General features: G+C 57.0%; 21 protein-coding genes and 1 pseudogene. 7 read left to right on the top strand and 15 right to left on the bottom strand.

Going from position 1 to position 25,784, the window contains the following annotated elements; genetic code table 11:
* Window positions 1–56 precede the first annotated feature (56 nt).
* From HMPREF3055_RS06525 to rfbA, 4 genes are all read right to left on the bottom strand, one after another.
* A complete protein-coding gene (locus tag HMPREF3055_RS06525; RefSeq protein WP_070676147.1) occupies window positions 57–365 on the bottom strand; it encodes a PqqD family protein in 309 nt (102 codons plus the stop codon).
* Window positions 362–1,219, bottom strand: coding sequence for a nucleotidyltransferase family protein (locus HMPREF3055_RS06520; RefSeq protein WP_070688386.1), 858 nt, complete (start codon window positions 1,217–1,219; stop codon window positions 362–364). The genes HMPREF3055_RS06525 and HMPREF3055_RS06520 overlap by 4 nt, the downstream gene beginning before the upstream one ends.
* Before the next feature lie 112 nt (window positions 1,220–1,331).
* Complete coding sequence (locus HMPREF3055_RS06515; protein WP_070688335.1) at window positions 1,332–2,804, bottom strand: tyrosine-protein kinase domain-containing protein; 1,473 nt, start codon at window positions 2,802–2,804, stop codon at window positions 1,332–1,334.
* Window positions 2,805–2,900: 96 nt separating this feature from the next.
* Window positions 2,901–3,761 (bottom strand): glucose-1-phosphate thymidylyltransferase RfbA, encoded by an 861-nt coding sequence (gene rfbA / locus HMPREF3055_RS06510; RefSeq protein WP_070688334.1) that lies wholly within the window; start codon window positions 3,759–3,761, stop codon window positions 2,901–2,903.
* Window positions 3,762–3,835: 74 nt separating this feature from the next.
* On the opposite strand from rfbA, the gene rfbB reads away from it, so the two are divergent.
* From rfbB to HMPREF3055_RS06475, 7 genes are all read left to right on the top strand, one after another.
* Window positions 3,836–4,834 carry a dTDP-glucose 4,6-dehydratase gene (rfbB, locus tag HMPREF3055_RS06505; RefSeq protein WP_044142793.1) on the top strand — a complete coding sequence of 333 codons (999 nt, stop codon included), beginning with the start codon at window positions 3,836–3,838 and terminating at the stop codon, window positions 4,832–4,834.
* The gene (gene rfbD, locus HMPREF3055_RS06500; protein WP_070738631.1) at window positions 4,834–6,258 is read left to right on the top strand and encodes a dTDP-4-dehydrorhamnose reductase; all 1,425 of its coding nucleotides are present in this window, start codon (window positions 4,834–4,836) and stop codon (window positions 6,256–6,258) included. Before rfbB ends, rfbD begins: the two co-directional genes overlap by 1 nt.
* A gap of 243 nt (window positions 6,259–6,501) precedes the next feature.
* Window positions 6,502–7,122: a 50S ribosomal protein L25/general stress protein Ctc gene (locus tag HMPREF3055_RS06495; protein ID WP_005506952.1), complete on the top strand. Its 621-nt coding sequence runs from the start codon at window positions 6,502–6,504 to the stop codon at window positions 7,120–7,122.
* A gap of 187 nt (window positions 7,123–7,309) precedes the next feature.
* Window positions 7,310–7,897, top strand: coding sequence for an aminoacyl-tRNA hydrolase (gene pth / locus HMPREF3055_RS06490; protein WP_070738624.1), 588 nt, complete (start codon window positions 7,310–7,312; stop codon window positions 7,895–7,897).
* Window positions 7,898–8,101: 204 nt separating this feature from the next.
* Window positions 8,102–9,400 (top strand): aminotransferase class V-fold PLP-dependent enzyme, encoded by a 1,299-nt coding sequence (locus HMPREF3055_RS06485; RefSeq protein ID WP_049355935.1) that lies wholly within the window; start codon window positions 8,102–8,104, stop codon window positions 9,398–9,400.
* Between the two features lie 65 nt (window positions 9,401–9,465).
* Complete coding sequence (sufU, locus tag HMPREF3055_RS06480) at window positions 9,466–9,936, top strand: Fe-S cluster assembly sulfur transfer protein SufU (RefSeq protein WP_049355937.1); 471 nt, start codon at window positions 9,466–9,468, stop codon at window positions 9,934–9,936.
* A 528-nt stretch (window positions 9,937–10,464) separates the two neighbouring features.
* A complete protein-coding gene (locus tag HMPREF3055_RS06475; protein ID WP_005506961.1) occupies window positions 10,465–10,962 on the top strand; it encodes an FAD synthase family protein in 498 nt (165 codons plus the stop codon).
* 145 nt (window positions 10,963–11,107) lie between these two features.
* On the opposite strand, the gene HMPREF3055_RS06470 is transcribed toward HMPREF3055_RS06475, so the two are convergent.
* The 11 genes and pseudogenes from HMPREF3055_RS06470 to HMPREF3055_RS06420 all read right to left on the bottom strand — a co-directional run.
* The gene (locus HMPREF3055_RS06470; RefSeq protein WP_070688332.1) at window positions 11,108–11,605 is read right to left on the bottom strand and encodes a DUF2505 domain-containing protein; all 498 of its coding nucleotides are present in this window, start codon (window positions 11,603–11,605) and stop codon (window positions 11,108–11,110) included.
* Between the two features lie 247 nt (window positions 11,606–11,852).
* On the bottom strand, window positions 11,853–12,563 hold the full coding sequence (locus HMPREF3055_RS06465) for a glycosyltransferase (RefSeq protein WP_070691410.1): 711 nt from the start codon (window positions 12,561–12,563) through the stop codon (window positions 11,853–11,855).
* Between the two features lie 277 nt (window positions 12,564–12,840).
* Window positions 12,841–13,320, bottom strand: coding sequence for a PssD/Cps14F family polysaccharide biosynthesis glycosyltransferase (pssD, locus tag HMPREF3055_RS06460; protein WP_049350003.1), 480 nt, complete (start codon window positions 13,318–13,320; stop codon window positions 12,841–12,843).
* Window positions 13,321–13,540: 220 nt separating this feature from the next.
* The gene (locus tag HMPREF3055_RS06455; RefSeq protein WP_070738622.1) at window positions 13,541–14,773 is read right to left on the bottom strand and encodes a Wzz/FepE/Etk N-terminal domain-containing protein; all 1,233 of its coding nucleotides are present in this window, start codon (window positions 14,771–14,773) and stop codon (window positions 13,541–13,543) included.
* Between the two features lie 66 nt (window positions 14,774–14,839).
* Complete coding sequence (locus HMPREF3055_RS06450) at window positions 14,840–16,816, bottom strand: lipopolysaccharide biosynthesis protein (protein ID WP_070691404.1); 1,977 nt, start codon at window positions 16,814–16,816, stop codon at window positions 14,840–14,842.
* The gene (locus tag HMPREF3055_RS06445; RefSeq protein WP_070738620.1) at window positions 16,813–18,168 is read right to left on the bottom strand and encodes an O-antigen ligase family protein; all 1,356 of its coding nucleotides are present in this window, start codon (window positions 18,166–18,168) and stop codon (window positions 16,813–16,815) included. Before HMPREF3055_RS06445 ends, HMPREF3055_RS06450 begins: the two co-directional genes overlap by 4 nt.
* 17 nt (window positions 18,169–18,185) lie before the next feature.
* On the bottom strand, window positions 18,186–19,136 hold the full coding sequence (locus HMPREF3055_RS06440; RefSeq protein ID WP_049345168.1) for a glycosyltransferase family 2 protein: 951 nt from the start codon (window positions 19,134–19,136) through the stop codon (window positions 18,186–18,188).
* 11 nt (window positions 19,137–19,147) lie between these two features.
* Window positions 19,148–19,936, bottom strand: a complete 789-nt coding sequence (locus HMPREF3055_RS06435) for a CDP-alcohol phosphatidyltransferase family protein (protein WP_070738618.1) — start codon at window positions 19,934–19,936, stop codon at window positions 19,148–19,150.
* A 477-nt stretch (window positions 19,937–20,413) separates the two neighbouring features.
* On the bottom strand, window positions 20,414–23,821 hold the full coding sequence (locus HMPREF3055_RS06430) for a fibrinogen-like YCDxxxxGGGW domain-containing protein (RefSeq protein WP_246826909.1): 3,408 nt from the start codon (window positions 23,819–23,821) through the stop codon (window positions 20,414–20,416).
* A gap of 207 nt (window positions 23,822–24,028) precedes the next feature.
* Window positions 24,029–24,889 (bottom strand): hypothetical protein, encoded by an 861-nt coding sequence (locus tag HMPREF3055_RS06425; RefSeq protein WP_070634144.1) that lies wholly within the window; start codon window positions 24,887–24,889, stop codon window positions 24,029–24,031.
* A 345-nt stretch (window positions 24,890–25,234) separates the two neighbouring features.
* A pseudogene (locus tag HMPREF3055_RS06420) lies at window positions 25,235–25,784 on the bottom strand (fibrinogen); the annotation flags it as partial.

Here is a 25,784-nt window from a genome sequence, read left to right as displayed (position 1 = left end):
GGGCGGTAGAACTATATAGTTCTACCGCCCCGCCTTCTTTATTCGTTCTGAGGGCCTTACCGGGCTTCTAAGAGCCCCTTGGAGAGCAGCTCAGGAATGAAACCCTCAATCTGCGGTCCCATAGTCTCTATGGGCTGTTCATACATTTCGCAGAGCACGTCGATAGCGTCCTGCAACGGCATCGGGTCCTCAAAAATACTCCAAATAATGGAGGCAGAATCCTGAAGAACAGACAGCTCACCGTTGGCAAGATTCGCGAGATAAGTTGCTGTGGGGGAGTACTTAGCGAACTCTTCAGAATGAACATACGCGATGTTCTCGGGGATGCCGTATACGGTCTGACGGGAATCTACCGGATTGCTCATTTTTTCACCTTGATTCCGAAACGCTCAAAGAACTTTGCACGTATCTCTGCCTTAGTAGGGGTGCGTCCCAGCTGCATCGCCAAATGGTCCTTATTCACAAAGAAAATATTTTTGAGTGTGCGTAGCTTATCGTGCAGGGTCGTTGCTGATTGCAGGCGTCCGATCCACTGGATGTAGTGGGGCACATCCTGGGAGACCGACAGCCACAGTAGGTAGTCGCGGTCGTCACGGTACTGCTCCAGACCGCCCATAGCCGCGCTGTATGCGAGGGAAGAGTCAAGCTCCTCCGCGCGGGCTCGTAGGCGCTGCCAATCGCTATAGGAGAGCAGAGAGACTAGATAGTTAATATCTGCACTGTAGCGTGATGCAGCGCGGGCGCGGTGAAGCACCACGAGAAGACGCGCATCCAGATCGCTGGGGACAGTGCAGGGACGGTGAGCAATCATACGGGTCTTGCGTGCCGCCCAGATGCGGTCAAACGCCTTCTCATAATCGCCGTGGCGTCCTAGACCGGGAAAGAAACGATGAATATCAGTCAGGCCCCATGAAGCGTGGTAGAGCGTCATCGCGTGCTCGAACACGGAACCTGTTTCGAAGTGGGCTTGGATACGCCATCCATCTGCCATAAGGATCTCTACAAAGCGGTCCACGTGAGAGGGCCGGACAAGCAGGTCAGCGTCGGAGCTGTACCTGCCCTTGCGGTAAATTTCCTGGGAGAAAGCGTAGCCTTTGACATGCAGAATATCGATGGAGTGCATGTCGGCAATCCGCTGGAAGTAGGCGTGCGCAAGCCGAATCCGTGCCGCGAGCGGAGTAGTCTGCGGCTCCGGGGTATTGGGTGAGTGAGTGGTCACAATAGCCTTTCGGTGCACATGTATACCAGATAAGTATAAGGCGGGACGGGCAGAAAATACTGCCCATCCCGCCCTAAGTCGCTCCCTATGGTTTAGGGCGCTTATTACGTTGTTACTTCTTGGTCGAGGACTTCTTTGACGACTTCTTGTCGCCTTCCTTGCCGTAACCGTAGTAGGTTGCATAACCAACGTAGGCGCTTGCGTAACCGAAGCCGTAGTAGGAGTTACCCAGACCCTTACGGGGTGCACGGTTCAGAACCATACCGAAGAGGTTAGCGTTAACCTTCTTCAGGATGCTTGCTGCCTCAGTCATCTGTTCACGGTGGCTTCGACCGATAGAACCAACGAGGATCACGCCATCCACGGAGTGGGAGAGCAGCGAAGCGTCGGTCACGGGCAGCAGCGGCGGAACGTCGACAACCACGATGAACTCTTCGGAGAGCTCGTTGATCAGCTGGCGCATCTTATCCGAGCCCAGAAGTTCGGAGGGGTTCGGGGGGATACGACCTGCAGGTAGGACGAAGAGGTTCGAATCGCCCAGCTGGTGCACGGCGTTAGCGATCTCAACCTGGCCAGCCAGAACCTGGGTCAGACCAACCTTAGCGTCGAGCTTCAGCTTCTTAGCCACGGTCGGGCGGCGCAGGTCGGCGTCAATGAGGATGACGGGCGAACCAGCGTCAGCCATTGCGCGAGCCAGCGACAGCGACACGGTCGACTTACCTTCACCGGGCACTGCGGAGGTGACGATGAACGAACGAGGGGGAGTGTCAACGTTCACGAAGCGCAGGTTGGTGCGCAGCTGGCGGATAGACTCCTGAGCGATGTGGTCGTCGGTGTTGCCCTTAACGATGTTCTCTTCGTTCAGGTCGTCACTGACGGGCAGAACACCCAGGATGCTTGCGCCGGTTGCCTTGGTAGCGTCGTCACGGGTGCGGATGCGCTGATCCAGCGCGCGGCGCAGGAAGATAGCCAGGTACACCAGCGCCAGGCCAGCAGCGGCACCAACGAGTACGTTCTGCTGGTAGTTCGGAGCCACCAGCGGGGGGTTCACGCTTGCGTTATTCAGCGGAATCACGCGAACAGTGTTGCCGCCGGTCGGGGATGCACCGGTGTTTTCGCCGTTTACCAGAGCCTGAGCGTTACCGGGGTTCTGCTCAATTTCCTTGATGTAGTCGGCGGTAGCCTGTAGCGCACTGTTAGCGAGAACCTGTGCGTTCTTCGGGGAAGAAGCCTTCGCGTTAACGGTAATCAGTGCAGCGTTATCACCTGCGGTTGCGGTGAGGCTAGAACGAATCTGACCGGTGGACAGGGACAGTTCGGGGTTGTTCTGCTTAATCTTCTGTGCCACGGCCTCAGAGGAGACGATAGCAGCGTAGGAGCGAGCGCGCTCCTTAGCGGCCGTAGAGCCCGAGAGAACATCCACCGTACCGGACTCACCCACGGTCACGTAGCCCGAGGATGATGCAGCGTAGACCTTCGGCTGGAGAGATGCATAGCCGAAGCCCGCTGCGGCACCGACAACGATGCCAATAATCAGCAGCCAGAGGTTAGCCCTCGTGGTGCGGAAAAATTCCAAAATGGTCATGGTAGTGAGAATACTCCAGAAAGTTTGAGTTAGTGTGCCTGCGACGTGGAGTGTTGTTGCAGGCGGTGAAGGGATGCGAAGATCCCCAGGTGTTTATTAGCGGAGCAATCCGAGCAGGTAGCTACCGTAACCACTCTTGACGAGGGGGGTAGCAATGTCGCGCAACTGCTCATCGGAGAGCCAACCGTGGCGCCACGCAATTTCCTCCGGGCAACCAACTGACAGACCCTGACGGCTCTGAACAGTGCGGATGAAGTTAGTGGCATCAGCGAGTGAATCAAAGGTTCCGGTATCGAGCCACGCGGTACCGCGAGGCAGAACCTCAACCTTCAGTTTACCCTGTTCCAGGTAGACACGGTTGAGGTCAGTGATTTCCAGCTCACCGCGAGGGGAAGGCTTGATTTGACGTGCGTACTCTACAACCTTCGAGTCGTAGAAGTACAGGCCCGGAATAGCGTAGTCGCTCTTGGGGTTCTCGGGCTTCTCTTCAATAGATAGTGCGTTGAAATTCTCATCGAACTCCACCACGCCGTAAGCGCGAGGATCAGCAACCCGATAAGCGAAGACGGTCGCGCCATCCTTCTGCTCGTAGGTGGCAAGCTGAGTACCCAGACCGGGACCGTAGAAGATATTGTCACCGAGCACGAGGGCTACGGGGTCGTTGCCAATAAAATCAGCACCCAGAATAAATGCCTGTGCCAGACCATCCGGAGAAGGCTGCACCTTGTATTCGAGATTAATACCGAAACGGGAACCGTCACCGAGCAGTCGCTGGAACTGCTCCTGATCGGTAGGAGTGGTAATAATCAAAATATCGCGGATACCCGCCAGCATGAGAGTGGACAGCGGGTAGTAAATCATCGGCTTGTCATAGACCGGAGTGAGCTGCTTGCTAATACCCTGAGTGATAGGGTGCAAACGGCTTCCGGTGCCGCCGGCAAGAATAATTCCCTTCATAACTTCTTATTGTGTCATGTTTATCTCTTTGTTGAGGCATAAAAATCGCTATTTAGGCAGGTAAAATATACCGTATGGCTCACATTCTTGTTACCGGCGGTGCCGGTTTTATTGGTTCGAACTTTGTTCACCACCTCATCGATAACACTGATCACACTATTACTGTGCTGGATAAGATGACCTACGCCGCAAATGCTGCGTCTTTGGAGGGTCTTCCCGAATCCCGCTTCAAGCTCGTCGTAGGCGACATCGCCGACCGCGAGCTGGCCGACGAACTGGTCGGCAAGGCAGACGCTGTTGTCCACTACGCTGCGGAATCGCACAACGACAACTCCCTGTCCAACCCCGAACCGTTCATCCACACTAACCTCATCGGTACTTTCAGCCTCCTGGAAGCAGTCCGTAAGCACGGCACTCGCTACCACCACATCTCCACCGACGAGGTCTTCGGTGACCTCGAGCTGGACGATCCGGCAAAGTTTACCGAAACCACTCCCTACAACCCCTCTTCCCCTTACTCCTCCACTAAGGCAGGCTCCGACCTGCTCGTGCGCGCATGGGTCCGCTCCTTCGGTATTGAAGCAACCATCTCTAACTGCTCCAACAACTACGGCCCCTACCAGCACATCGAGAAGTTCATTCCCCGCCAGATCACTAACATCCTCTCGGGTCTGACCCCGAAGCTGTATGGCGAGGGCCTGAACGTTCGTGACTGGATTCACGCATCCGACCACTCTTCTGCTGTGCTGCGCATCCTGGAGCAGGGCAAGATTGGCGAAACCTACCTCATCGGTGCAGACGGTGAAGAGAACAACATCACCGTTCTGCGCACCATCCTGCGTCTGATGGGCAAGGACGAGAACGACTTCGAGCACGTGGTTGACCGCCCCGGTCACGACCTGCGCTACGCAATCGACGGTAGCCGCCTGCGTGCAGAGCTCGGCTGGGAGCCGAAGTTCACCGACTTCGAATCCGGTCTTGCCGACACTATTAAGTGGTACACCGATAACCGCGGCTGGTGGGAGCCCCTGAAGGCTGAGGTTGAGGCGAAGTACGCAAAGGCTGGCCAGTAATGACCAAGGAATTGAAGGTTACTGAAACCGAGATTCCCGGCCTGCTCATCATTGACCTGCCGGTTCACGGCGATAACCGCGGCTGGTTCAAGGAAAATTGGCAGCGCGAGAAGATGGTCGCAGCCGGTCTGCCCGACTTCAACCCGGTGCAGAACAACATTTCGTTCAACGCTTCGGTAGGTACCACCCGCGGTATCCACGCCGAGCCGTGGGATAAATACGTTTCTGTTGCGACCGGCCGTATCTTCGGCGCGTGGGTTGACCTGCGTGCCGGCGAGTCCTTCGGTAAGGTCGTCACCGTGGAGCTGGGCCCGGACACTGCCATCTTCGTGCCCCGCGGCGTGGGTAACTCCTTCCAGACCCTGGAAGAGAACACCGCCTACACCTACCTGGTGAACGACCACTGGTCGGCGGATGCAGTATCCGGCTACAGCTTCCTGAACCTTGCTGATGAGACCGTCGCAATCGACTGGCCCATCGACCTGGCGAAGGCAGAGCTCTCCGAGAAGGACCGTAACCACCCGCGTCTGAACGAGATCAAGCCCCTGGAAGCCGACCCGATTCTGATTATTGGCGCTGGCGGTCAGCTCGGCACCGAGCTGGTTCGCCAGCTCACCGAGCAGAACGTACCCTTCCTGGCTGTGGATCGTGACCGCCTCGACCTGGGCAAGCCCGAGCAGTGGCGCGACGCATTCCGCTGGCGCTCCTTCCGCGCGGTCATCAACGCTGCAGCGTACACCGCAGTGGATCAGGCAGAGACCCCCGAGGGGCGCCGCGACGCCTGGGCGGCTAACGCTCTGGGCGTGAGCGCTCTTGCCTCCATCTGTGAAGAAGCTAACCTGCCGCTGGTTCACGTATCCACCGACTACGTCTTTGACGGTTCCCTGCCCCTGGGCGAGGAATACCCGGAGGATCACCCCCTGGCACCGCTGAGCGTCTACGGCGCATCCAAGGCTGCCGGTGAGGTTGCCGCCGCCGCATGGCGCAAGCACTACACCCTGCGCACCAGCTGGGTTGTTGGCGCCGGCAAGAACTTTGTGGGCACCATGGCATCCCTGGCTGAGCGCGGCATCGACCCGTCCGTGGTCGCCGACCAGTGGGGCCGCCCGACCTTCACCCAGGACCTGGCAGCAGCTGCCCTGCACCTGCTCTTTTCCGGCGCTGAATACGGCACCTACAACGTGTCGAACACCGGTGAAGTCATCAACTGGGCACAGTTCGCTCGTGCAGTGTACGAAGGCACCGGCCACGACCCGGCACGAGTCAGCGACACCACCACCGAGGAATACTTCGCCAACGCTGAGCTCTTCGCTCACCGTCCGACGAACTCGGCAATGGACCTGTCCAAGCTGATTGCTGCAGGCTTCACCCCGCGCAATCACCGCGAGGCGGTCGCCGCCTACCTTGCAGAAATGGGTTCCTAATCCTCTAGGATTTGGTCCTATATCTGCTGATAACAGCATAAAAGGCGTGAAAAGCGCCATATCACAGGTTCCCGGCCCTTGAAGAAGAGCCGGGAACCTGTACAATATTGTCTTGGCCAAGGCGGTGGAATACACGAAACGTGTAGGTCCGTAACTGACGGTGGCTGGTTGGAAAGAGATTTCTGGCGCCAGTCCCTATTCCACTTGGCGCATCACTTCTAACCAAGAAAGGATGGACGACTCATGTCAGATACCATCAAAATTTCAGCTACCGTACGTAGCGACTTCGGCAAGGGCTACGCGCGCCGCATCCGCATGGCAGGCGACATCCCCGCCGTCATCTACGGCCACGGCGAAGAGCCCAAGCACGTAGTACTCCCCGGCCACGCAACCACCCTGGCTGCCCGCGTCCCCAACGCTATCCTCGACCTCGACATCGAAGGTGAATCACACCTCGCAATGATCAAGGACATCCAGCGTCACGCAATCCGCCCCGAACTGCAGCACATCGACCTGCTGACCGTTAAGCGCGGCGAGCGCGTTGAGATCGAGGTTCCTGTACACGTTGAAGGCGAGCCCGCTGTTGGCGCCGTTGCTAACCAGGAAGAAACCGTTCTTCTGGTTGAAGCTGACGCACTGAAGGCACCCGAAGCTTTGACCGTGAGCATCGAAGGCCGCGAAGCTGGCGCTCACGTTCTGGCATCAGATGTTGAACTGCCCTCAGGCGTAACCCTGGTTGCAGACGCTGAACTGCTGATCGTTAACGTTTCTGAGCCCGAGGAACTCGACGTTCCCGAGCCCGGTGAAGAAGGCGAAAACGCACCCGAGGGTGACATCGTTGAAGCTTCCGAGGAATCAGATTAGGCTGGCGAAGCTCACGACTCAGATAACTCAAAGCACTAAGACCGCGCCCTGCGCCTAGCGCAACAGTGATCTGTGGATGGCCCGCCGCTACCTCTCTTCTGAGGTGGTAGCGGGCCATACTCATAGAATGGTGTAGTCCATGAATTTTCTAAAAAACCTTTTACAGCGCCGTGGAAAGGGCGAAGATATGTCTGATGCGTGGCTCATTGTTGGTCTGGGGAACCCGGGCCCGGAGTACGAGAAAACCCGCCATAACATCGGCCAGATGGTGGTTGATGAACTGGCGCGTGAAGTAGGCGGTGGCTTCAAGGAGCACGGACGCGCGCGCGCCCAGGTGCTGGAAGGACGTTTGGGTATAGGCGGACCCAAGGTAGTGCTGGCCAAGCCCCTGACCTATATGAACACCTCGGGCGGCCCGGTATCGGCTCTAGCCCAGTTCTACGATATTAACCCCGACCGTATCATCGCGGTGCACGATGAACTGGATATCCCCTTCGACACCATTAAGGTCAAGATTGGTGGGGGAGAGGGCGGTCATAACGGTCTGCGCGATATCACCAAGGCGCTGGGCACCAAGGACTACTACCGTGTGCGCACCGGCATCGGTCGTCCTCCCGGACGCATGGACACCGCAGACTTCGTGCTCAAGCCCTTCAGTAGCACCGAAGCGAAGGACCTGCCCTTCCTCATCTCAAACGCAGCGGATGCAACCATGATGCTCGTGAAGGAAGGCCTGCTGGCAACCCAGCAGCGCTACCACGGCGCAGGTTCCTAGCCGTATGACCCGTGCCGGGTAAACACTGAACTGGGTCAACACTGAACTGGGGTAATGCATGATGCGGGCCGATGTGTGAACTAGGCTCTACCTAACTATGCAAGAGCCCGGTGAGGGAATAAGCTAGAAAAGAATGACGTTATACGCTCCACGACGGGAAAATACCCGACCCGTGGAGCGTATGAGCGAGAGAAGAAGGTACCCGTGGCTGAATACTCCACCCCCGCCAACACCCCGCTGAGCGACGACCTCGTACGCCAGCTTCGCCAGGATTTCCCGATCCTCAACACTGAGGTCAACGGGCACCCCTTGGTCTACCTGGATTCGGGGGCGACCAGTCAGAAACCCCTTCAGGTTCTTGACGCAGAACGCGACTTCTACCTGCACGCTAACTCCGCTGTGCACCGCGGTGCCCACACCCTCGCGGTCGAAGCAACCGACCTGTTTGAGGATGCGCGTATCACCGTTGCGAACTTCGTTGGTGCCACTGACGAAGAAATCGTGTGGACCTCCAATGCAACCGAGGCACTGAACCTGGTTGCCTACTCCATCGGCAACGCCTCCCAGGGCATCGGCGGTCCCGCCGCCGAGCGTTTCGCGCTGAAGCCCGGCGACGAAATCGTCACCACGGAGATTGAGCATCACGCGAACCTCATTCCCTGGCAGATCCTTGCTCAGCGTACTGGCGCAACTCTGCGCCACATTCCCTCCACCGAGGACGGCCAGCTCGACTACGCGGCAGCCGAAGACATCATCAACGAGAAGACCCGTATCGTCGCGTTTACCCACGTCTCGAACGTGACCGGCGCGATTACCGATGTGCCCCGCATGGTCGCCATGGCACGCAAGCACGGCGCGCTCGTCGTGCTGGACGCCTGCCAGTCCGTACCGCACATGCCCGTAGACTTCCACGCCCTGGACGTCGACTTCGCGGCGTTCTCCGGCCATAAGATGCTGGCGCCCACCGGCATCGGTGCCCTCTACGGTCGTGCCGAACTGCTCGAAGCTCTGCCGCCCTTCCTGACCGGTGGCTCCATGATTACCCGCGTGGGTCTGCAGGACGCCGAGTATATGCCCGCCCCTATCAAGTTTGAGGCAGGTACCCAGCGAGTCTCGCAGGCGGTCGCTTTCGCCGCTGCTGTGCGCTACCTGCAGCACTTGGGCATGGAGAACGTTGAGGCGTGGGAACACGAACTGGGCACCCGCCTGGTTGAGGGAGTTCAGAAGATCGATGGTGTGCGACTGCTCGGCCCCACCGACCCCACCAAGCGTACCGGCTTGGTCGCCCTCGCCATCGAGGGCGTGCACCCGCACGATGTGGGTCAGCTACTCGACACCCAGGGTATCGCCGTGCGCGTGGGTCACCACTGCGCTCAGCCGCTGCACCGCTGCGCCGGTGTGACCGCCTCGACCCGCGCCTCCACCTACATCTACAACACCACCGAAGATGTGGACGCTTTCCTGAAGGCACTCGCCGAGGTGCGCCCCTACTTCGGCTTTTAAAGCAGATGCGTTAGAAGCCAACGCCCCAATTTTTCAGACATACCAACTGACGGAAGAAGATCACCGTGTCTCTTGAATCCCTGTACCAGGAAATTATTCTGGAGCATTCTAAGCAGCGCAGCGGCGAGCACCTCGTAGAGGTACCCGCCGGCCATGCAAGCGCCGATAACCACCAGTACAACCCCACCTGCGGCGACGAAATCAACCTGCGTGTGGTGCTCTCTGATGAGCTGAAGGATGGCGAGAAGACCATTGAGTCGATCTCCTGGGAAGGCGACGGTTGCTCCATCTCCATGGCTGCCGCCTCCGTGCTCTCTGAAATGGCTCCCGGCATGACCATCTCCGAGCTGCAGAGCCACGTGGATGCGTTCCGCGAGATGCTGCGCTCGCGCGGTAAGGTGACCCTGGACGAAGAGGAGTACGGCGATATGGCGGCTTTCTCCGGCGTTTCGAAGTTCATGGCGCGCGTAAAGTGTGCGATGCTCTCCTGGGTTGCGGTTGAGGAAGCTGCTAAGGAAGCAACCGCGAAGAACTAATTCTTTGCTGAGAGGGTAGGTTGGAATGTTCGGTCAGTAGCCAATATTTGAACGCCAATCGAAAATATCGAATGGAGCCATCGATAATATATTGCATGTAAGTGTAATGTTTTTCGATGAGCTTTTAGTGGTGAGTACCAAACGTGACTCGATCCGAGAATCTACTCCCTACTCTTTCCTGATATAAGATTTCTTTGATTTAAAACAATATGATGAAAACATGAGGCGGATACTACACTGTATCCGCCTCATATTTATATCTTTTCCTTTTTCCTCTAAAAAAGTGACTGGTAAAATAAAAGGACGAAGGGCGCCCAACCAGCACCCTCGAGAAACTCTTTTCGGACCCGCACACTCTGAGGCGACAGCGAGAAGAAATAGGACAATAGTAGAAAATATTTTCTCAATATTGCACATTCTTCTACTTATTCTTAGGCTCTCACTCTAGACAGCGGATATGTTTCTCACCCTCCGGTACTTCAACCACACCGGAATACCCATCGCCGCTACCAACCACAAGGAAGCCCCATGATTATTGGCTACGCCGCAGGCGCCTACGACCTTTTCCACTACGGCCACCTCGAGATTCTCCGCAAGGCTAAGGAAAACTGCGACTACCTTATTGCAGGCGTCGTGCACGATGACGTTCTGGAAGTGACCAAGGGTCGCCGCCCTGTCATCCCCATCGAAGAGCGTGCCGCCATCGTCAGCCACATTGACTACGTGGACGAAGTGCACGTCGAAACCACCCCTGACAAGCTCGAAACCTGGAAGCAGAAGCCCTTCAACGTCTTCTTCAAGGGCGACGACTGGAAGGGCACCGACAAGGGTAACGCCCTGGAAGCACGCTTCGCAGAGGTCGGCGTGGAAGTGCACTACTTCCCCTACACCGAGCACACCTCCAGCACCAAGCTGCGTAAGGTCGTTGACCTGCTTGAAGCAGAGCACGACCTGCGCGTAGAGATGCGCCGCTTCGCTGAGCTGCTCGGCGAACGCGAATACTCCGAGGCGATCATCGCCTCCTAAAGCTCCTACGCCCTCGTGGGGGGCGCTAGAGCTCATAGAGACTCATAAAGACACAGAGGATCCCCGCCGTAATTACTTACGGCGGGGATCCTTTGTATATTGGCGGTATATCAGCTACACCTCAAAGGTGAGCGTCTCATAAGCTTTAGCGCTGTGCCAGCCACTTCTCAGCGGAGGTGCCCAGAACCTTCAGCACGCGGCCAACCTGAGGCTCAGCCGCGGCTGCAATCTTCTTGCCCACCAGCGGGATGGAGCAGGAGACTTCACCGTTGACGTCCAGGCGGGTCTGCTCACCCTCGGGGGTCAGCTTCTGAGTAGCCTGAGCGGACACGGGAACGCCGTTGACCTTGACCTCGGTAGAAACGGTGCGGGAGCCGTCAGCAGCCGGTGCGCTTACAGTGTCCACCTGGGTCATAGCAACGCCGTTGCCGACGAACTTACGAGCGATGTCCGGCACGCGCTCAGCGGGCACGGTACGTTCGGTGGTTGCGGTGAACTCAGCGGAGGTGTCACCGGAAACGGAGAAGCTACCGAACTCAACGCCAACCTCGGAGCAGACGAAGCGTGCGAAGTCCTCGCTGGAGAATGCCTCGATAACCTGCTCAACGCTTGCGTTGATAACGGTCGATTCCTGAACTGCCATAATTGTTCCTTTCGTAGTGCGCGAAAACCCCGCGCATTATCCCTTCTAAGGATACGGTGCGCGGGGTTTCGCAACCAATGTAAAGACGCGAATCCACCTGAGAATATGCCGTGAACAAGGGAAAACGTCCGCAGCCTCTCACAGGGTGGTTGGAGGATTCGCATGCCGGTCTAAAAATGCGGGAAACACCTCCGGGTGGCTCCCACATCGCATCGCTAAGGATGCTGGGCTTAGAAAGCTAAAGCTTTTAGGCGCTGGGAGCCATTGCGTCGATGCGAGCCATCTCAGCCTTACCCGCACGGTGTGCGCGAGCAGCCTGCTTCAGGCGACCCCAGAAGGAATCCTTACGGTGGGTCTTGCCAGCGAGCAGATCCTGCAGTTCCTCGCTCAGCTGTGCTGCAGAAATCTCCGGGGTGGAGATGTAGGGCTCAGCGGTGCGGAACAGGGAGGGGTTCGCCAGAGCAAGATCCAGCTTGTCGAAGAGGTCTTCGCGGCTTTCAACAACAACAGCGTGGCCGCGCTTCTCCATCAGAGTGGTGAAGGGGACCTGGTGGTTGTCAACGACCTCGTCGAACTCTGCGCGGCGCGGAACAGCCAGGGGCAGAGCGCCGGTGCGGCGTGCATCCTGGATGGAACCGGGGCCGCCCTGAACCAGCACTACGCGCGCGGTTGCGTAGTAGTCCAGCAGTTCGGAGGCGGGAAGAAGCTTGAGGTTGTCTGCGTGCTTAATGGGCGCAGTGTGACCATGCTGCACGAGGCAGGTGACCTTGGGGTGAGCCTCAAGATAAGCCTCAACCCAACGCAGAAGACGATCAAAAGTGTGAACGTCGGTGCCGAGGGACACCACCAAATCGTAAGTCTTGGTAGGAATACGAACGGGCGCGACGGCAGGAGTAAATACGGGCAGGTCGAACTTGGAAGTATCAACGCTGACGCGGGGGAAGTTCTGAATAGACATAGCCTATTCCTCTCTATGTATTTATCGGTAGTAACCCCGTATACCTGACGCAAAAATCCGGAGGGCATCATTGGTATACGTGGCGGCGTCGTGCCGGAGAAAATGGTGAGTAATCTCCGCATACGCTTCTCTGGCGAGTGGTTAGTTCGCTTGGATGGTGAGTCCACAGTGGAGCGCACGACTTATGCGTATCTGTATGTATTAATAAATACTATACCCTGAAAATAACGCCCTCAGCACACGCGGGGACGCTATTTTCAGGATAAATTCATCACTCTTAGAAAATGGGATGAATCACACGAGAATCAGGGAAATTCTCCTGCTGTTCCTCGCTCTGAACAATAATTCGATCAGCAAAGGTGTACAGCATCTTGCCGGTCATCGTCGGCAGAGTTGGGCGGTCAAAACACTCAATATAAAGAGTCTTTACGCCAAAAAGTTTAGCTGCAACAAAGAAAGGAACAGCAACACCTGCACCCGCAGAAACAACCGCATCCGGACGTTCCTTCGGGAAAATACGAAATGCCAAGAACAGATTACGAATAGCGTTCTTAATATTTCGAGTGGTCGGGTAATACGCCCAATAGGTCTTCTCATCCGCGAGAGAAGATTCAACATCGGGCTGCTTAAAGCTAACCCACACGCGGTCATAATCCTGCCACGCAGCAGAAGTAGCTGTCAGATGCTTCAAGTGTCCGCCACTGCTAGAAACCAGCAGAAGCTTCTTCGGTGCCTGAGAGGAAGTTGCCTCAGTCATAGTGTTCTCCTAAAGCCCCAATACAAGAGAAAAATAAGAAGAGAAGATAAGGGTGAGCTGACGGGCCCTACGGAACCGGCATCAACAGACCTATCACAATAGATCCGCCTCAGCAGGTACCACCGCACCCTACGCTCAAGGACGAAGGACGAACCCGCACAGAGGCGAGGCATCCATCAATAGACCCCGATTACGCGCGGTCCAGTTACTCCCGGTCTAGTTATTCGCGGTCCAGGAAAACAGCCAGAGCGTTCACGCCCTCAAGCTGATCCAGCTGAGCGAAAAGCTCACGAACCTGCTGCAGAGAAGTAGCTGCAGCCACCGGAACCAGAGCCACGCCGCCAGCCTGAACGAAACGCAGCTGGGTCGATAGGGGAGTAGCGGTGCTCAGGCTAATCACCAGAGGAGTCTCGCTCTTCTCAACCAGCGACTCGGGAGTGTGGCGGGTCAGAGCGTCACGGACCGAAGCGTAATCGGTGAAACGTGCGTACTCGGTGGGCAGAACACGCTGCAGCATCTGGTACAGGTGCTCAACGCCGCGGTCAGTACCGGGCAGAATGACAATGCCGGAAGCGCCAGCGCTCTTCACATCGCCGTCGGGAGCACCCATGGTGCGCAGCAGCATGAACGCGTCATTCGCCTCCGAAGAGGAACCCAGCTCGTGAACCGGGATGCCAGCATCTTCCAGACGGTCAGCGTAACCAACGTGACGCATGGTGCGGTCACGACCGTAAGCCAGCACAGCACCAATCAGCAGACCGGCAACAGCACCAACAATAGCCATCTTCACCGGGCCAAGAGCCGAGGAAGAAGAAGGAACCTGAGCCTCGCTCATCACACGGCCACCGGTGGTGGAAGTCAGCTGAATCTGGGCGCGACGCTCCTGCAGCTGAGAAAGCAGACCCGCACGGCCGTTATCACCCTCGAGAGCAGAAATCTGCTCATCAATCTGGTGCAGAGCGGAATCAACGCTGCTCTTCAGAGACTCGGAACGAACCTGCAGGTACGCGTTTGCCATAGCGTTAGCGTAACGTGCAGCATCCGTGCCGTTGGGGCGGGTTACCTCAATATCCAGCACAGCAGTCTGAGAGGTGCCAGTCACCTTGACGGAGCTCATCAGGCGGCTGGTCAGCTGAGCCTCAGAGAGGGTATCGCCATTAGCAATCAGAGACTTCGCGGCGTTCTGCGCAACCTCACGAGAGGAAGCAACACGAGACTCGGTCGCAATATCCACCTTCGCGGAGTTAGCGCTACCGGTACCGGCGGGATCAACCACCAGCGGGTAAACAACCAGCGAAGCCTTAGAAGTGTACTTGCTATTGGTCATGTAGCCGTAGACGGCACCCGCCACAGCGAAAACCACGACTGACAGCAGAATTAGCAGAGGGTGTCGGAAAATGCGACGTACCTGGCTGCCAAGGGTAACCGAGGAGGAATGAGAGGTGTTATCCATGAGGACATCCTAGAGGAAGAGAAACGGACACTAAATATCGGAGAAAAACGTAGAAGAAGCGGAAGACTAAGACTTCGCACGGCGGGCGGAAAGGAAACGCTCAATACCGAGAGCCTTACGGAAGCGGTACAGCACCGCACCGTACACCGGCACCAGAAGCACCACGTACACGATGACGCCCAATACGCTCTGATCCAAGAAAGTCAAAGACACCAGAGCACACGCTGTCGGAACAGCCGCACCCAAGAAGAGCGAAGGAGCCATCTCACGGACCGAAGCACGAATACCCACCAAACGGAACACCTGGTAGCTCGCCAAGAAGGTGTCAATCAGCAGAGCCGATGCCCACGCCGTCACCGCACCGTACAGGCCCCAGACCGGAACCAAGGTGAAGTTCAAAGTCACAGCCACCACCAGCGAGGAGAACTTGTTCAACAGCTGCCAGCGACTCTTACCGCTCATCAGCAGAACAGACTGCACACCACCGGCACTCATCGACAGCATCGCCGCCGGGCAAATCACCCAGAGAATACCGGCGCCAGCCTCAAAACCCTTACCGAAGAAGCCCAGAAGAACCGGACCAAAGAACGCCAAGGAGAGGTAGAACGGCCAAGACAGAGCAGTCAACACGCGAGTAGTCGATAGGAAAATCTCTCGAGCACGATCGAGCTGACGAGTCGCCAACGCCGCACTAATCGACGGGCCGGTCACCACACGTCCGGTGTGCTCAATCATGGCACCCACACGAACACAACGGTTCACAGCACCATAGACACCACCTGCAGCAGCACCTAAGAACGCCGTCACCACCAGCACGTCAATCCACTCCAGAATCGTTTCCACAACGGTTGCGACACCGCGTGCAGAGCTGAAACCCCAGAACGAACGGAACGTCTCGGTCGGAGAATCCTCAGAAGGAAGAACCTCCAGATGCTCCTCCGAGGGGAACGCCCGCTCCAAAAGCCACAGGGCAACCACCGCGGTAATCGCCACCGGAATGGTCCAAGCGTAAACCAAATCCATGAGCTGACCCGAGAACAGAACCACCAAACCCACAGCCGCAAAACGCAGAGTAGGAAGCAGAACATTCTGCAGGAGCGTAAAAGTCACCACACGATGCAGACCACGCAGAGCGCCGAAGAACACCGTCATCAACGCCGCCACCAGCACGAAAGCGGAGCTGACGCGCATCGCCGCCTGATACTCGGGAGCCATCGGCACAATCCCGGTGTAGATGTAAACACCCGTCACCAGAAGCACCGAAGTCACCAGCGAAGGAATCAGACCGTAACGGATTAGCTGCGGCAACACACCGTAACGTCCCAGCGCCCGCTGAGCGCTCATCGTACGAACCAAGCCAGTATCCGCGCCGAAGGTCACCAGTGAAATCGCAATCGCGAACAACGCCATCAGACGGAAGAACTCGCCCGAACCCTCAGCACCAATACCATTCGACACCACCATCGTGGTCACAAATGCGATACCCGCACCGTACATCACGCACAGCGAAGCAAGAGAGCCGCTCTTCGCCAGGCTGGGCTGCTTACCCTTAGCGGGAGCTTTCTTAACCGGCGCGCTCTTTGCGGATGCGCTATCTGCCGGAACACCTGACGCGGAAGGCTTAGCCTTCTCAGTCAGAGTCTTTTCTTCCTGTGCCTTTTCTACAGACTCAGCAGTAGCCGGGGCAATCCGCCGGGAACCGGGCAGATGAGCACCCGCTACAGCGGTAGCGTTCGCCGCTGAGGAACCCGCCTCCAAAGAACCGGGCAACGACTCCTCGGAAGCAAAGCCTCGAGCCGGAGGCACAATCGACAGCGCCGTGGTCGCAGGAAAACGACCGGAACGGATGTCGTCCACCGTCGGAGCGAACTCATCAGCAGAAGATTCCACCTGCGAATCAGTCAGCTCCACTACCGGCTCCACGTACTCGCCGCTCTCACGTAGGCGTGCACGGCGGCTAGGGTGACCACCCGTCGAGTAGGCATCATCGAAAGCTGAAACCGCAGAGGTCTCTAAACCACGAGGGGACTGATTCTTCGTCATAGCCCCTCACCATCCCGAATGGAACGAATACATGCCATCGACGCGAGCATCAGAATGGTCAGCTGAGCGATATCGAAGCTGTAGAAGATGAAGACAACACAGCACGCTACCGGCACGCTATGGAGCCAATACCCGGGCGTGGTCTTCACTCGTGCACCGCTTGCCACAGTGCACACCATGAAGAGCGCGAACAGCGCCAGACCCACGAAGCCAAAGCAGAACATCAGAGTCCACAGGTATCCCTGGGTACCCATTGACACGCCAATGCTCGGTTCCATACGCGGAGTGCCGTAACCAATAATCGGGGACTCCAAAGTCGCTTTCCAAGTAGCGCGGTAGAGCGCCGCACGACCACCGGTGGAGTCCGAGTAGTCCTGACGACCCAGAATATTATCCACGGTGCCCGACGCAAAGAGCGCCACAACCACAGCTACGATTGCCGCAACACCCATACCCACAGCACGCCAATTAGCTGCAAGGAACTGACGCAGCAGTACGTACGCTGCGCTGATACCCAGACCAATGAACATACCGCGGTTACTGGTCGCAATTGCCGGCACGGTAGAAAGCGCCATGCCGATTAGCAGTGCGATACGCAACCAGATGGAACGCAGACGCAGCAGGCACGCCAGCATCACCGGGGTGAGCAGGGTGTACGCCAGACCCCAACTATTCGCGTAAGGGAACGGCGCGGAGGGGCGAATATACGCCTCAGGCGCACCCCAAGGACGCTGAACCTCCGCCAGGGGAGGAAGCATGTAGTCGCGCACCAGCGGGTTCTGCATAAAGCCAGAAGGCATGATGAAGCTCATCGGGGTACGCAGACGGAACTCGGGGAAGAGAACGCCGCCGTAACCCAAAACAATCAGGGTCACCCACAGAGTTGCCAGACCGCCCAGCAGCCTATTGACGCTAATAGAGGAGCGCGCATTGTAGTAGTACAGGGCGTAAATGCCGGCACTGAGAATATTCACAAAGCGCAGACCCCAACCAATAATGTCGGTGGAACGGGTCAGAGCAAGTGCCGCAACAACAACCCACACGCAGAATGCACCCCAGACCCACAGGGAACCGGGAACACGCACATTACCTCGAATGATGAGGTAAAAAAGTATGATCGCTGCCAGTACCAGCGGTGCAATCTGAAGCAGCCCCAGAGCCCACAGCGCCGGGAAGCCGTACAGCAACGCCAGCAGAGGCCAGGCGGGGAGCTTCTTCTGCGCCGTAGACACCGGGCGGATGCGCGCGCGGGCACGCAGAATACCGCTAGGCGGCGTATTAACCGACCCGGCGGAATCCTTCAGAGCCACAGGCGAAGTACCCGGAGGGGAAAGAACGGAAGAGGAAACCATGTCTGTGCGATACCTGGTTAGAGACCTCGACCGGTCTTCTGGACGAGATCAAGAAGAGTAGCGGGCTTAATAATGCCGGTGGACACAACATACGCCGCCCAAGCACGAAGCTGCTTGGGGTCGCGGCGCAGAGCGGAGCGAGCGTAGGCACGCGCCTCCTTGTTGTTACCCAGCGACGCCTGAGCGTACGCAATCTGACCGGCGATACGTGCCAGACCCTTGGGATCCTGCTCAAATTCGGGGAACTTACGCAGAATGTAGCTCAGACCGTCAACCATGGACTGCCACTTACCGGAGAAGAATGAGGGGCGGTCCCAGAGCACCAGAATCAGCGGCTCGGGCACGCTCAGCACATCGCCGTGGCGGGTTGCACGCAGCAGCAGGTCGTAGTCTTCACCGTAGGCAGCGGGCAGCTCCTCATCGACCAGGCCGATGCGAGCGGGCTTACCGTCAACGCCGAGCAAATCCTCGCGAGAGTACAGCATAGCGGAAGGGTGAATCTCGGTGATGCGCGAACGCAGGAAGTCCGCGAAGGTTGCGCGCTCGGGCGCCAGGCGCACGATATCCTGACCGCCGGAGCGGACGGTAATACCCGAAGAGATAGCGGCTGCTTCGGGGTTTTCGCGCCAGAGAGCGACCTGCTGGGTGAGCTTGGACGGCATCCAATAGTCGTCGTCATCGCAGAAGCCAATCATCTCACCGCTGGAGGCAATGATGCCGCTGTTGCGGCCGCCAGCCAGACCGCCAGAGCGGGTGTTGGAGACAATCTTCAGGGCACGGTTTTCGCCGACCTCAATGTCCTCGAGGCGGTCGGGCTCAACACGGTCAAAGACGACAACAACTTCAACGAAGCCGCGGTAGCTCTGCTCAAGGATGGAGCGGACCGCCACGCGAAGCAGTTCGGGGCGCTTGCCGTTGGTTGCGATAACGGCGGAAACAGCAGGGTTGCGAGAGGTGAAGTGCATCATTGGGGTTCTCCTTACTCAGCGGGGGTCGCGAGGCTAACGTACTTGCGACGCATGGACAGCAGGACGGTTGCGGCATTAGCCAGCAGAAGCAGCGCGTAGACGATGACGAACACGGGTCCGAAGCCAAGGAAAATGTAGATCCAGCAGAGGGTACCAGCGTCCATGTGCAGGTTGATGAAGGAGCGCAGGGGGCCACCGGTCGGGGGAGCAGCGGTCTTGCGGTTGTTGCGTAGCTGCTCAGCAAGAATCTGGCTCATGAAGTGACCGGCGGTCAGCGCGGTGAAAATCATGGGCATCGCAATGATCCAGCCGTTGAATGCGTTGGAACCGGTAAAGGAGTAGTGCGCAGGGTACAGCAGGAAGGAGAGCAGAGTTGCCATGTGCACGGAGGGCACACGGATGGAGTCGACCACATGGTCGAGCCACTCACCGGCGGGGGAGGACGCGCCGGTCACGCGAGCAACCTGGCCGTCAGCGGAGTCCAGGCCGTAACCGAGAGCGAAAAGCAGTGCAACGCAGATGCCCACACCAATGCTGGGAGGGCAGGTAATCAGAACGATGAGGCCTGCAGCGGAACATGCAGCGGAAATCGCGGTGACGCCGTTGGGAGTGATGCCCAGTGCGACAGCTGCCGCAGCGAAGTAGCGTGCTACTCGGCGGTTGACCCAGCGGGTGTAGGCGGGAACGCCAATGCCGGGCTTCTGCGCTGCCTCAAGGGAGCGCAGGGTGTGGGAGAACTTCGCGGCAAATCCCGATGCGGGCGCGGAGTTCGGGGCGTGAGGTGCCTCAGAGGTGGACATGCACATTCCTTTTTAATCGGTGAGAGGAGTGAAGGAGAGTGAATTACTCCCTTTCGGGGCGGTTGCGAGAAAGTCCGGAAAGTCCCGCGCGCGAAAAAGAGGTGGTTGGTCCCTTTTTCACATACACCACTATATAGATATTTTACAACGAGATAAAGTGCGACAGGGTGGGTGTGGTCAGGGTCAACAATTGTGTCGTAAAAACCCTCTGACAATGCGCTTTGGTGCAGATTTGCGGGATCCTTCGGGTAGGCTTGGTGTGCTGTTAGAGGGGGTTATCGGCGCTTTGTTCCCGTGAATTGTGGATTTAGAAAACATTTCTGAACATTGTGCAGAGAGGCACATAACAGAAGCACAAATAATGGGAATAAATGATGCAAAAAACACGGAAAAGTGGGGAATATACGCAAATGGGGTTTGATTTCCTGAATCATTCAGAAAATCAAACCCCATTTAGCTGAGATTGTCTAGAAGGTATTAGTTCCTTCGGGACTGCATCGGAACGCGGGTTCCGACTCCGTTATTGACGATGCGTCGCTCGCCCGGGTCGGCTGCCGCGTTGTTCGCGTTGTCGACCACGGGCTGCTCAGCCTCGTGTGCGGCGGGAGCATCCGCCTCCTTGTCGCCTTCCTTCTCGGCGGGTTGCTCAGCAACCGGTGCCTTGGAGGTAGCCTGCAAATCGAAGCTCACATTCGGGCGAACGTTACGTCGGCTAATGCCCGGGTGAACCTCAACAGCAATCAGGTTCTCACCAGCCTTCAGCTGAGAAGCCGGAACGGTGAAGGTCACCGGAGTCTTCTGAGCCGTAGCGGTATCAATCGAGCTCGATGCAATCGCGCTATTCCACAGCTTTCCACGAGTGTCAAAGTTGGAACGACCAACCTCTTCGCCGTTAACACCCACCGCAATAGCGTCATCCGCGTAGGTGGTCAGCACGAGATCGCGGCTCGCCTGCTCACGAGTGAGCTGGATGGTGGTGTAGGCGTAGATATTGGGGCGGGTACGCACAAGCGGAACATTAACGGAGGTGTTAAGGTTACCGGAGCCGACACCAATCGGGGTCTTGCCGGTCTGCCATGCTTCCTGCGCGATATCTTCCAAAGTGAAGTGGAAGTTGTACTTCCAACCGTACTTACGGTTAGGAGCCTTGCTGGAGACCATGTACTTCCACTCGGACGCGTAGGGCAGAACAATCTGGTCCTTAGGAGTTTCTTCCTTTGGGTCCTCGGGCTTGGGATCGGCAGGCTTAGGCTCCTCAGGCTTCGGATTCTCTTCCTTCGGTGCCTCAGTAGTTGCTTCTGCACTCGGGGTAGCGCTTGCCGAAGCACTGGGGTCAGCGCTCGCGGTCGGGTCAGCACTTGCCGTCGGATCAGCGCTAGGAGTCTCGGTCGCGGTCTCCGTAGGAGTCGGGCGAACCGGAGCTACCTGAACCGGAGTGGACGCAGAGTAGTTGTCCGAGCTGTCCACAGCGCGCACAAAGTAACGTGCGTTATCGGTGTGGTCAATCTCGAACTTCGTACCCGAAGTGCTAGCAATGACGCGGTCATCACGCAGAATCTGGTAGCGGACACTACCGGTATCCTGTACAGCATCCCAGGTCAGAACGTCCTTATCGTCCTTCAGCTCAACCTGCAGGTTCTGCGGGGTAGCCGGAGGAGTCACATCGCGGGCCTCAAAGCGCGCAAAACCGACGGTGTCCTGAGTGCCGTGAACACCCAGCGAACGGTGAATATCGCCACCAACCCACAGGGTGCCCTTCGAATCCACGAAAGACTCCCAGATACCGAAACCGTGGTCACCCTTAATCGCGGGGGAGAACTCCGGCAGCATCTTACCGCTGTCCTTATCGAACGCAGCAACCAGCTTGACCGAGTGAATCACGCTTGAACCGTTCACGGGGGACGGTTTGTTGCGCGCATCCTGGTACAGGAAGTCGCCGCAGTGGCAGGCGCCGTAAATGGTGTTGCCGTGCAGATGCAGATCCTGGAAGTCTCCACCATCGCGGGTAATCGCGGTGTAGGTGGGGGTCAGAGAGGCCTTATCGTAACGAGAGATGAGGTGCTCAGTACCGCCCACCCAGACGCCGGTACCGGCATCCTGGACGTCGAACTGGAAACCCCAAATTTTGGTTTCATTACGCAGGTCAGAGACATTAGCGCCGGCAGGAATCTCAGAATGCTGGTACGCCCACGGGCTGCCCTTCTGCATATGCTGAGTAATATCAGCCACGCGGTAGGCAAGGCCGCCGTTGAGCCAGGTGAAGTAACCGGCTACGTAAACATGAGAGTTATCAGCGGAGGCGCTAATACCGTTGACAGTACCGTTGAACACCTGGCGCCAGTTACGGTCTATACTCACAATACCGGGCACACCGTTAGAAGGCTCGCCCAACTTAAAACGGGCAATATTGCGCGAATACGCCTCACCCGCCTTTTCACTTTCATAAATGTGGGTAAAGGTGCCGCCAATATACACGTAGTCACCCTGACGGTGAATGGTCTTCACCGTCATGACCTCGGTACGAATGCGATCTTCGACTTTAACCTGGGCCCATTCAGGGGCAACTTCACCGGTCGTAGCGTCAACAACGACGAAGCTCTCATGCTTCTTACCGTTAACCAGGGTAAAGGTGCCGCCAACCGCCAGACGGTTATTCGGCAGAGCCTCAACAGCCTTCACCTGACCATTAACAGTCAGCTTGAAGTCGCGGCGCAACTCGCCGGTTTCCGGGTCAAAAGCAGCAATATTAGATTGCGCAACATGCTCACCGGTAGAGGACTCAAGGTACTCGAAGTCGCCGCCAATAAACACGCTGGAGGTGCCGTTGCCGTGATCGACCTCGGTGATCGCCTCAACGTAGGTGTTCATCTCGCCGGTTTTACCGGAGGCGGTCTTAGCACTGGTGCGCCAGCGCCAATCCGCCGAACGGCTACTGGGCAGGGCACGACGAGCGCTCGCCGGGGTACCTGAATCCGGGATAGCGCCCAGATTCAAATCATTCTGGGTCAGCTTCGGGCGCAGGAACATCTGGGTGTAACCGAATGAGGTTTCACCCTTACCGTCCTTACCGTAAATGTAAGAGTTCTGCGCGTCGGTCATCGCCGGCTCAGAGCCATCCTGCGAAATGGGGGCGTTTGCACCGTAACGGAAACCCATACGGTAATCCTGCGAAGCCATTTCCTCAAAGAGCATCGTCCTGAAGCCGTAGTTCTGGCCGCCAAGCATATGGTCTTCCCACGTGCCATCAGGCCAGTCCCTGCGGCCATTTTCATTGTAAGAAGAGAACTCGTCAGGGTTGGAGACTGTCGCGTTGGCCCAGATAGCGTTTGAACGCAGAGCCCAAGTCCACTCAGAAGTCTGGCGGCGATCAACCGTCGCCTCCTGCCACTTGGTGCCCGAGGTGTTCAGGGCACGGCGGAAACGATAACCATCAGGCAACTGATCGGGGCGGGTGCCGTTGAGCAGCTGAGAAATAGTGGTGCCCGAAAGCTGAATAGGGGTCTTTGCAGCAGGCACCGAGCTCAGAGCTTTGCCCTGCTCTAGAGTCAAACCGGACGACGCGGGTGCGGCATCACTGTAGAGCTGGGAGGTGTCGCCCTGACCTTCGTAGTTTTCGGTCCAGCCATCGCGGCCCTCACCAATCTTGACCCAACCGCCACCATCAGTTTCCTGATCGCAGTAGAACTGGGTAGGCTGGCTCATCGCGGGAGTGTACAGCCAGTAGGCGCCGCTCTTTGCCTCGGGGTTAGCCTGCTTGGCTTCCCAACAGCTGGCGGCAGCACGCTCGGAGGTCGTGCCATTGTAGAAAGCAGAGTCCCTTTTTTCCGCAGTCTGTTCGACAGCGGTACTCGGCGTAATAGCGGGGATAGCTACGGGCAAAGCCAAAGCCGTAGCAATGCTCAAGCAAAGAGTTGAGCGGGTTATAGCAGAACGTGAAAAGCCGGAGCCCGTCATGCCAAGGTGGGCTTTCATAATATCTCCAAATGAATGCCAAGAAATGTTATCGAGTGCGCATCAACATTAATGCGCTATGGATGATAATGCGCGGGTTCCAGCGAATCATAACTGGAAACCGGCATCTTTAATTAGACCCTAGCAATCAGGATTGTTCGGGAAATCATGGGTCGCAATCTTCCACTGACCATCGACCTGAACGAGGGTGTAAATATTGAGTGAACGCTTAGGAGAATTGTCATCCTTAACGGGCTGATTATTCTCGTCATAGATCTTCACCGAGGAAGAATCCATGCATACTTCCAGCATGCGCGCGGGCTGACCCTTGTACTGAGTTTCAGTCATACGGGGAGTGCCCACCACAGTGGAAGAACCTTCGTAGTGCCAGCCAGCCAGTGCGTATTCGGAAGCCTGCACGGCAAACTCAGCGGCAGCGGAATCCACAGCTACCGCCTCGATGGAGCGAATCGTCTCATCATCGAGAACAGCACGCGCCTGCTCAACGTTCTGCTGCTCGGCCTCTTCATCGCTACTCGGATCAGCGGTACGCTCGGGAGAAGGAGCTGCGGAAGGAGCCGCCTTGACCTTGGTCAGAATGGTCTCAAAAGAGTTAACCAGTTCGGTAGTCTTCTTAACTTCTTCAGCGTCAACGGGCACGGAAGAAGCGTTCTTCATTTCCTCAGCGCCAGTGTAAATCTCTTCAAGCTTCTGACCGTCAGAAGAAGTAGCCTCAGCATTTGCCTTGGGAGATGCCTCACCCGAAGCCTCAGCGGATGCAGAAGCGGTGCCCTGCTCAGAAACCTTAGGGGAAGCGCTCGAAGACTGAGCGGAAGAAGCGTGTGCAGAAGCGGAAACACTTGCGGAAGCAGAAGCGGAAGAAGAGCTATCGGAGCTCGGGTTTTCAGTAGCGCAACCGCTCAGAACCAGGGCGGATACCGCAACGGTGCCCAGGGTGCCCAGAAGCCGGGACCGGGAGGACTGCTTGAAGAATGATGACATAGGAAGCCTCTTTAGTGGTTGGAGTGAGAATGACTATATTCCGGAAGATAATACCTCGCACAATGGCAAAGCACCTAAAGGCTAACACGCAAAGCTGGGAAAACACTTAGACCCGCAAAAATAACGTTTTTATAAATGATGAGAATAAGCCCTAAATAATGCTCTATTTTTGCCCGAATGGAAGATAAATATATATCTCTGAATGAAAGAACCTTCATGTAAATGAATGAAATAGATTCACATTGTGCAAAAAAGTCCCGGGCTGGTCATGAACCAGCCCGGGACAATAGGGCGAACATCACTAAAATTCTTTGTCACAAAAGCGCATATCGCCCTGATGAGGTGTTATGCTGCCTGGACAGCCTCGGTGCTTGCCGAATAGTTATCTGCAGTATCTACCGCGCGCACATAATAGCGGGCGCCATCGCGGTGATCCACCGAATAGCTCGTACCCGTAACCGTCGCAATAGGACGATCATCGCGCAGAACCTGGTACTTCACCCTACGCTCGGAAATACCCGACCATGTCAGCTGATCCTTGGAACCGTTCGTCGTGACCTTCAGATCGCTCGGGGGAGCCGGAGGGGTCACATCACGAGGAGCATAACGCGCGAAGCCAATAGTCGGCTGTACGCCATTAGCGCCCAGCGACTTACGGATATCGCCACCAACCCACAGAGTGCCCGTGGAATCCACGAAGGACTCCCACACACCGTATCCATACGCGCCGTTCATAATCGGTGCGAACTCCGGCAGCATCTTACCGCTGTCCTTATCGAAAGCCGCTACCAGGCGAATGGTCTGAGCGTTAGTCGCGTTCTCCCACTCCGAATAGACCGTATCTGCACCCTGGAAGAGGAAATCGCCGCAGTGGCACGCACCGTAAATGGTGTTA

It is taken from the genome of Rothia sp. HMSC061C12, from assembly GCF_001815755.1.
GTDB classification, from domain to species: Bacteria; Actinomycetota; Actinomycetes; order Actinomycetales; family Micrococcaceae; genus Rothia; species Rothia mucilaginosa.
This window is presented reverse-complemented; position numbering and strand designations above follow the sequence as displayed.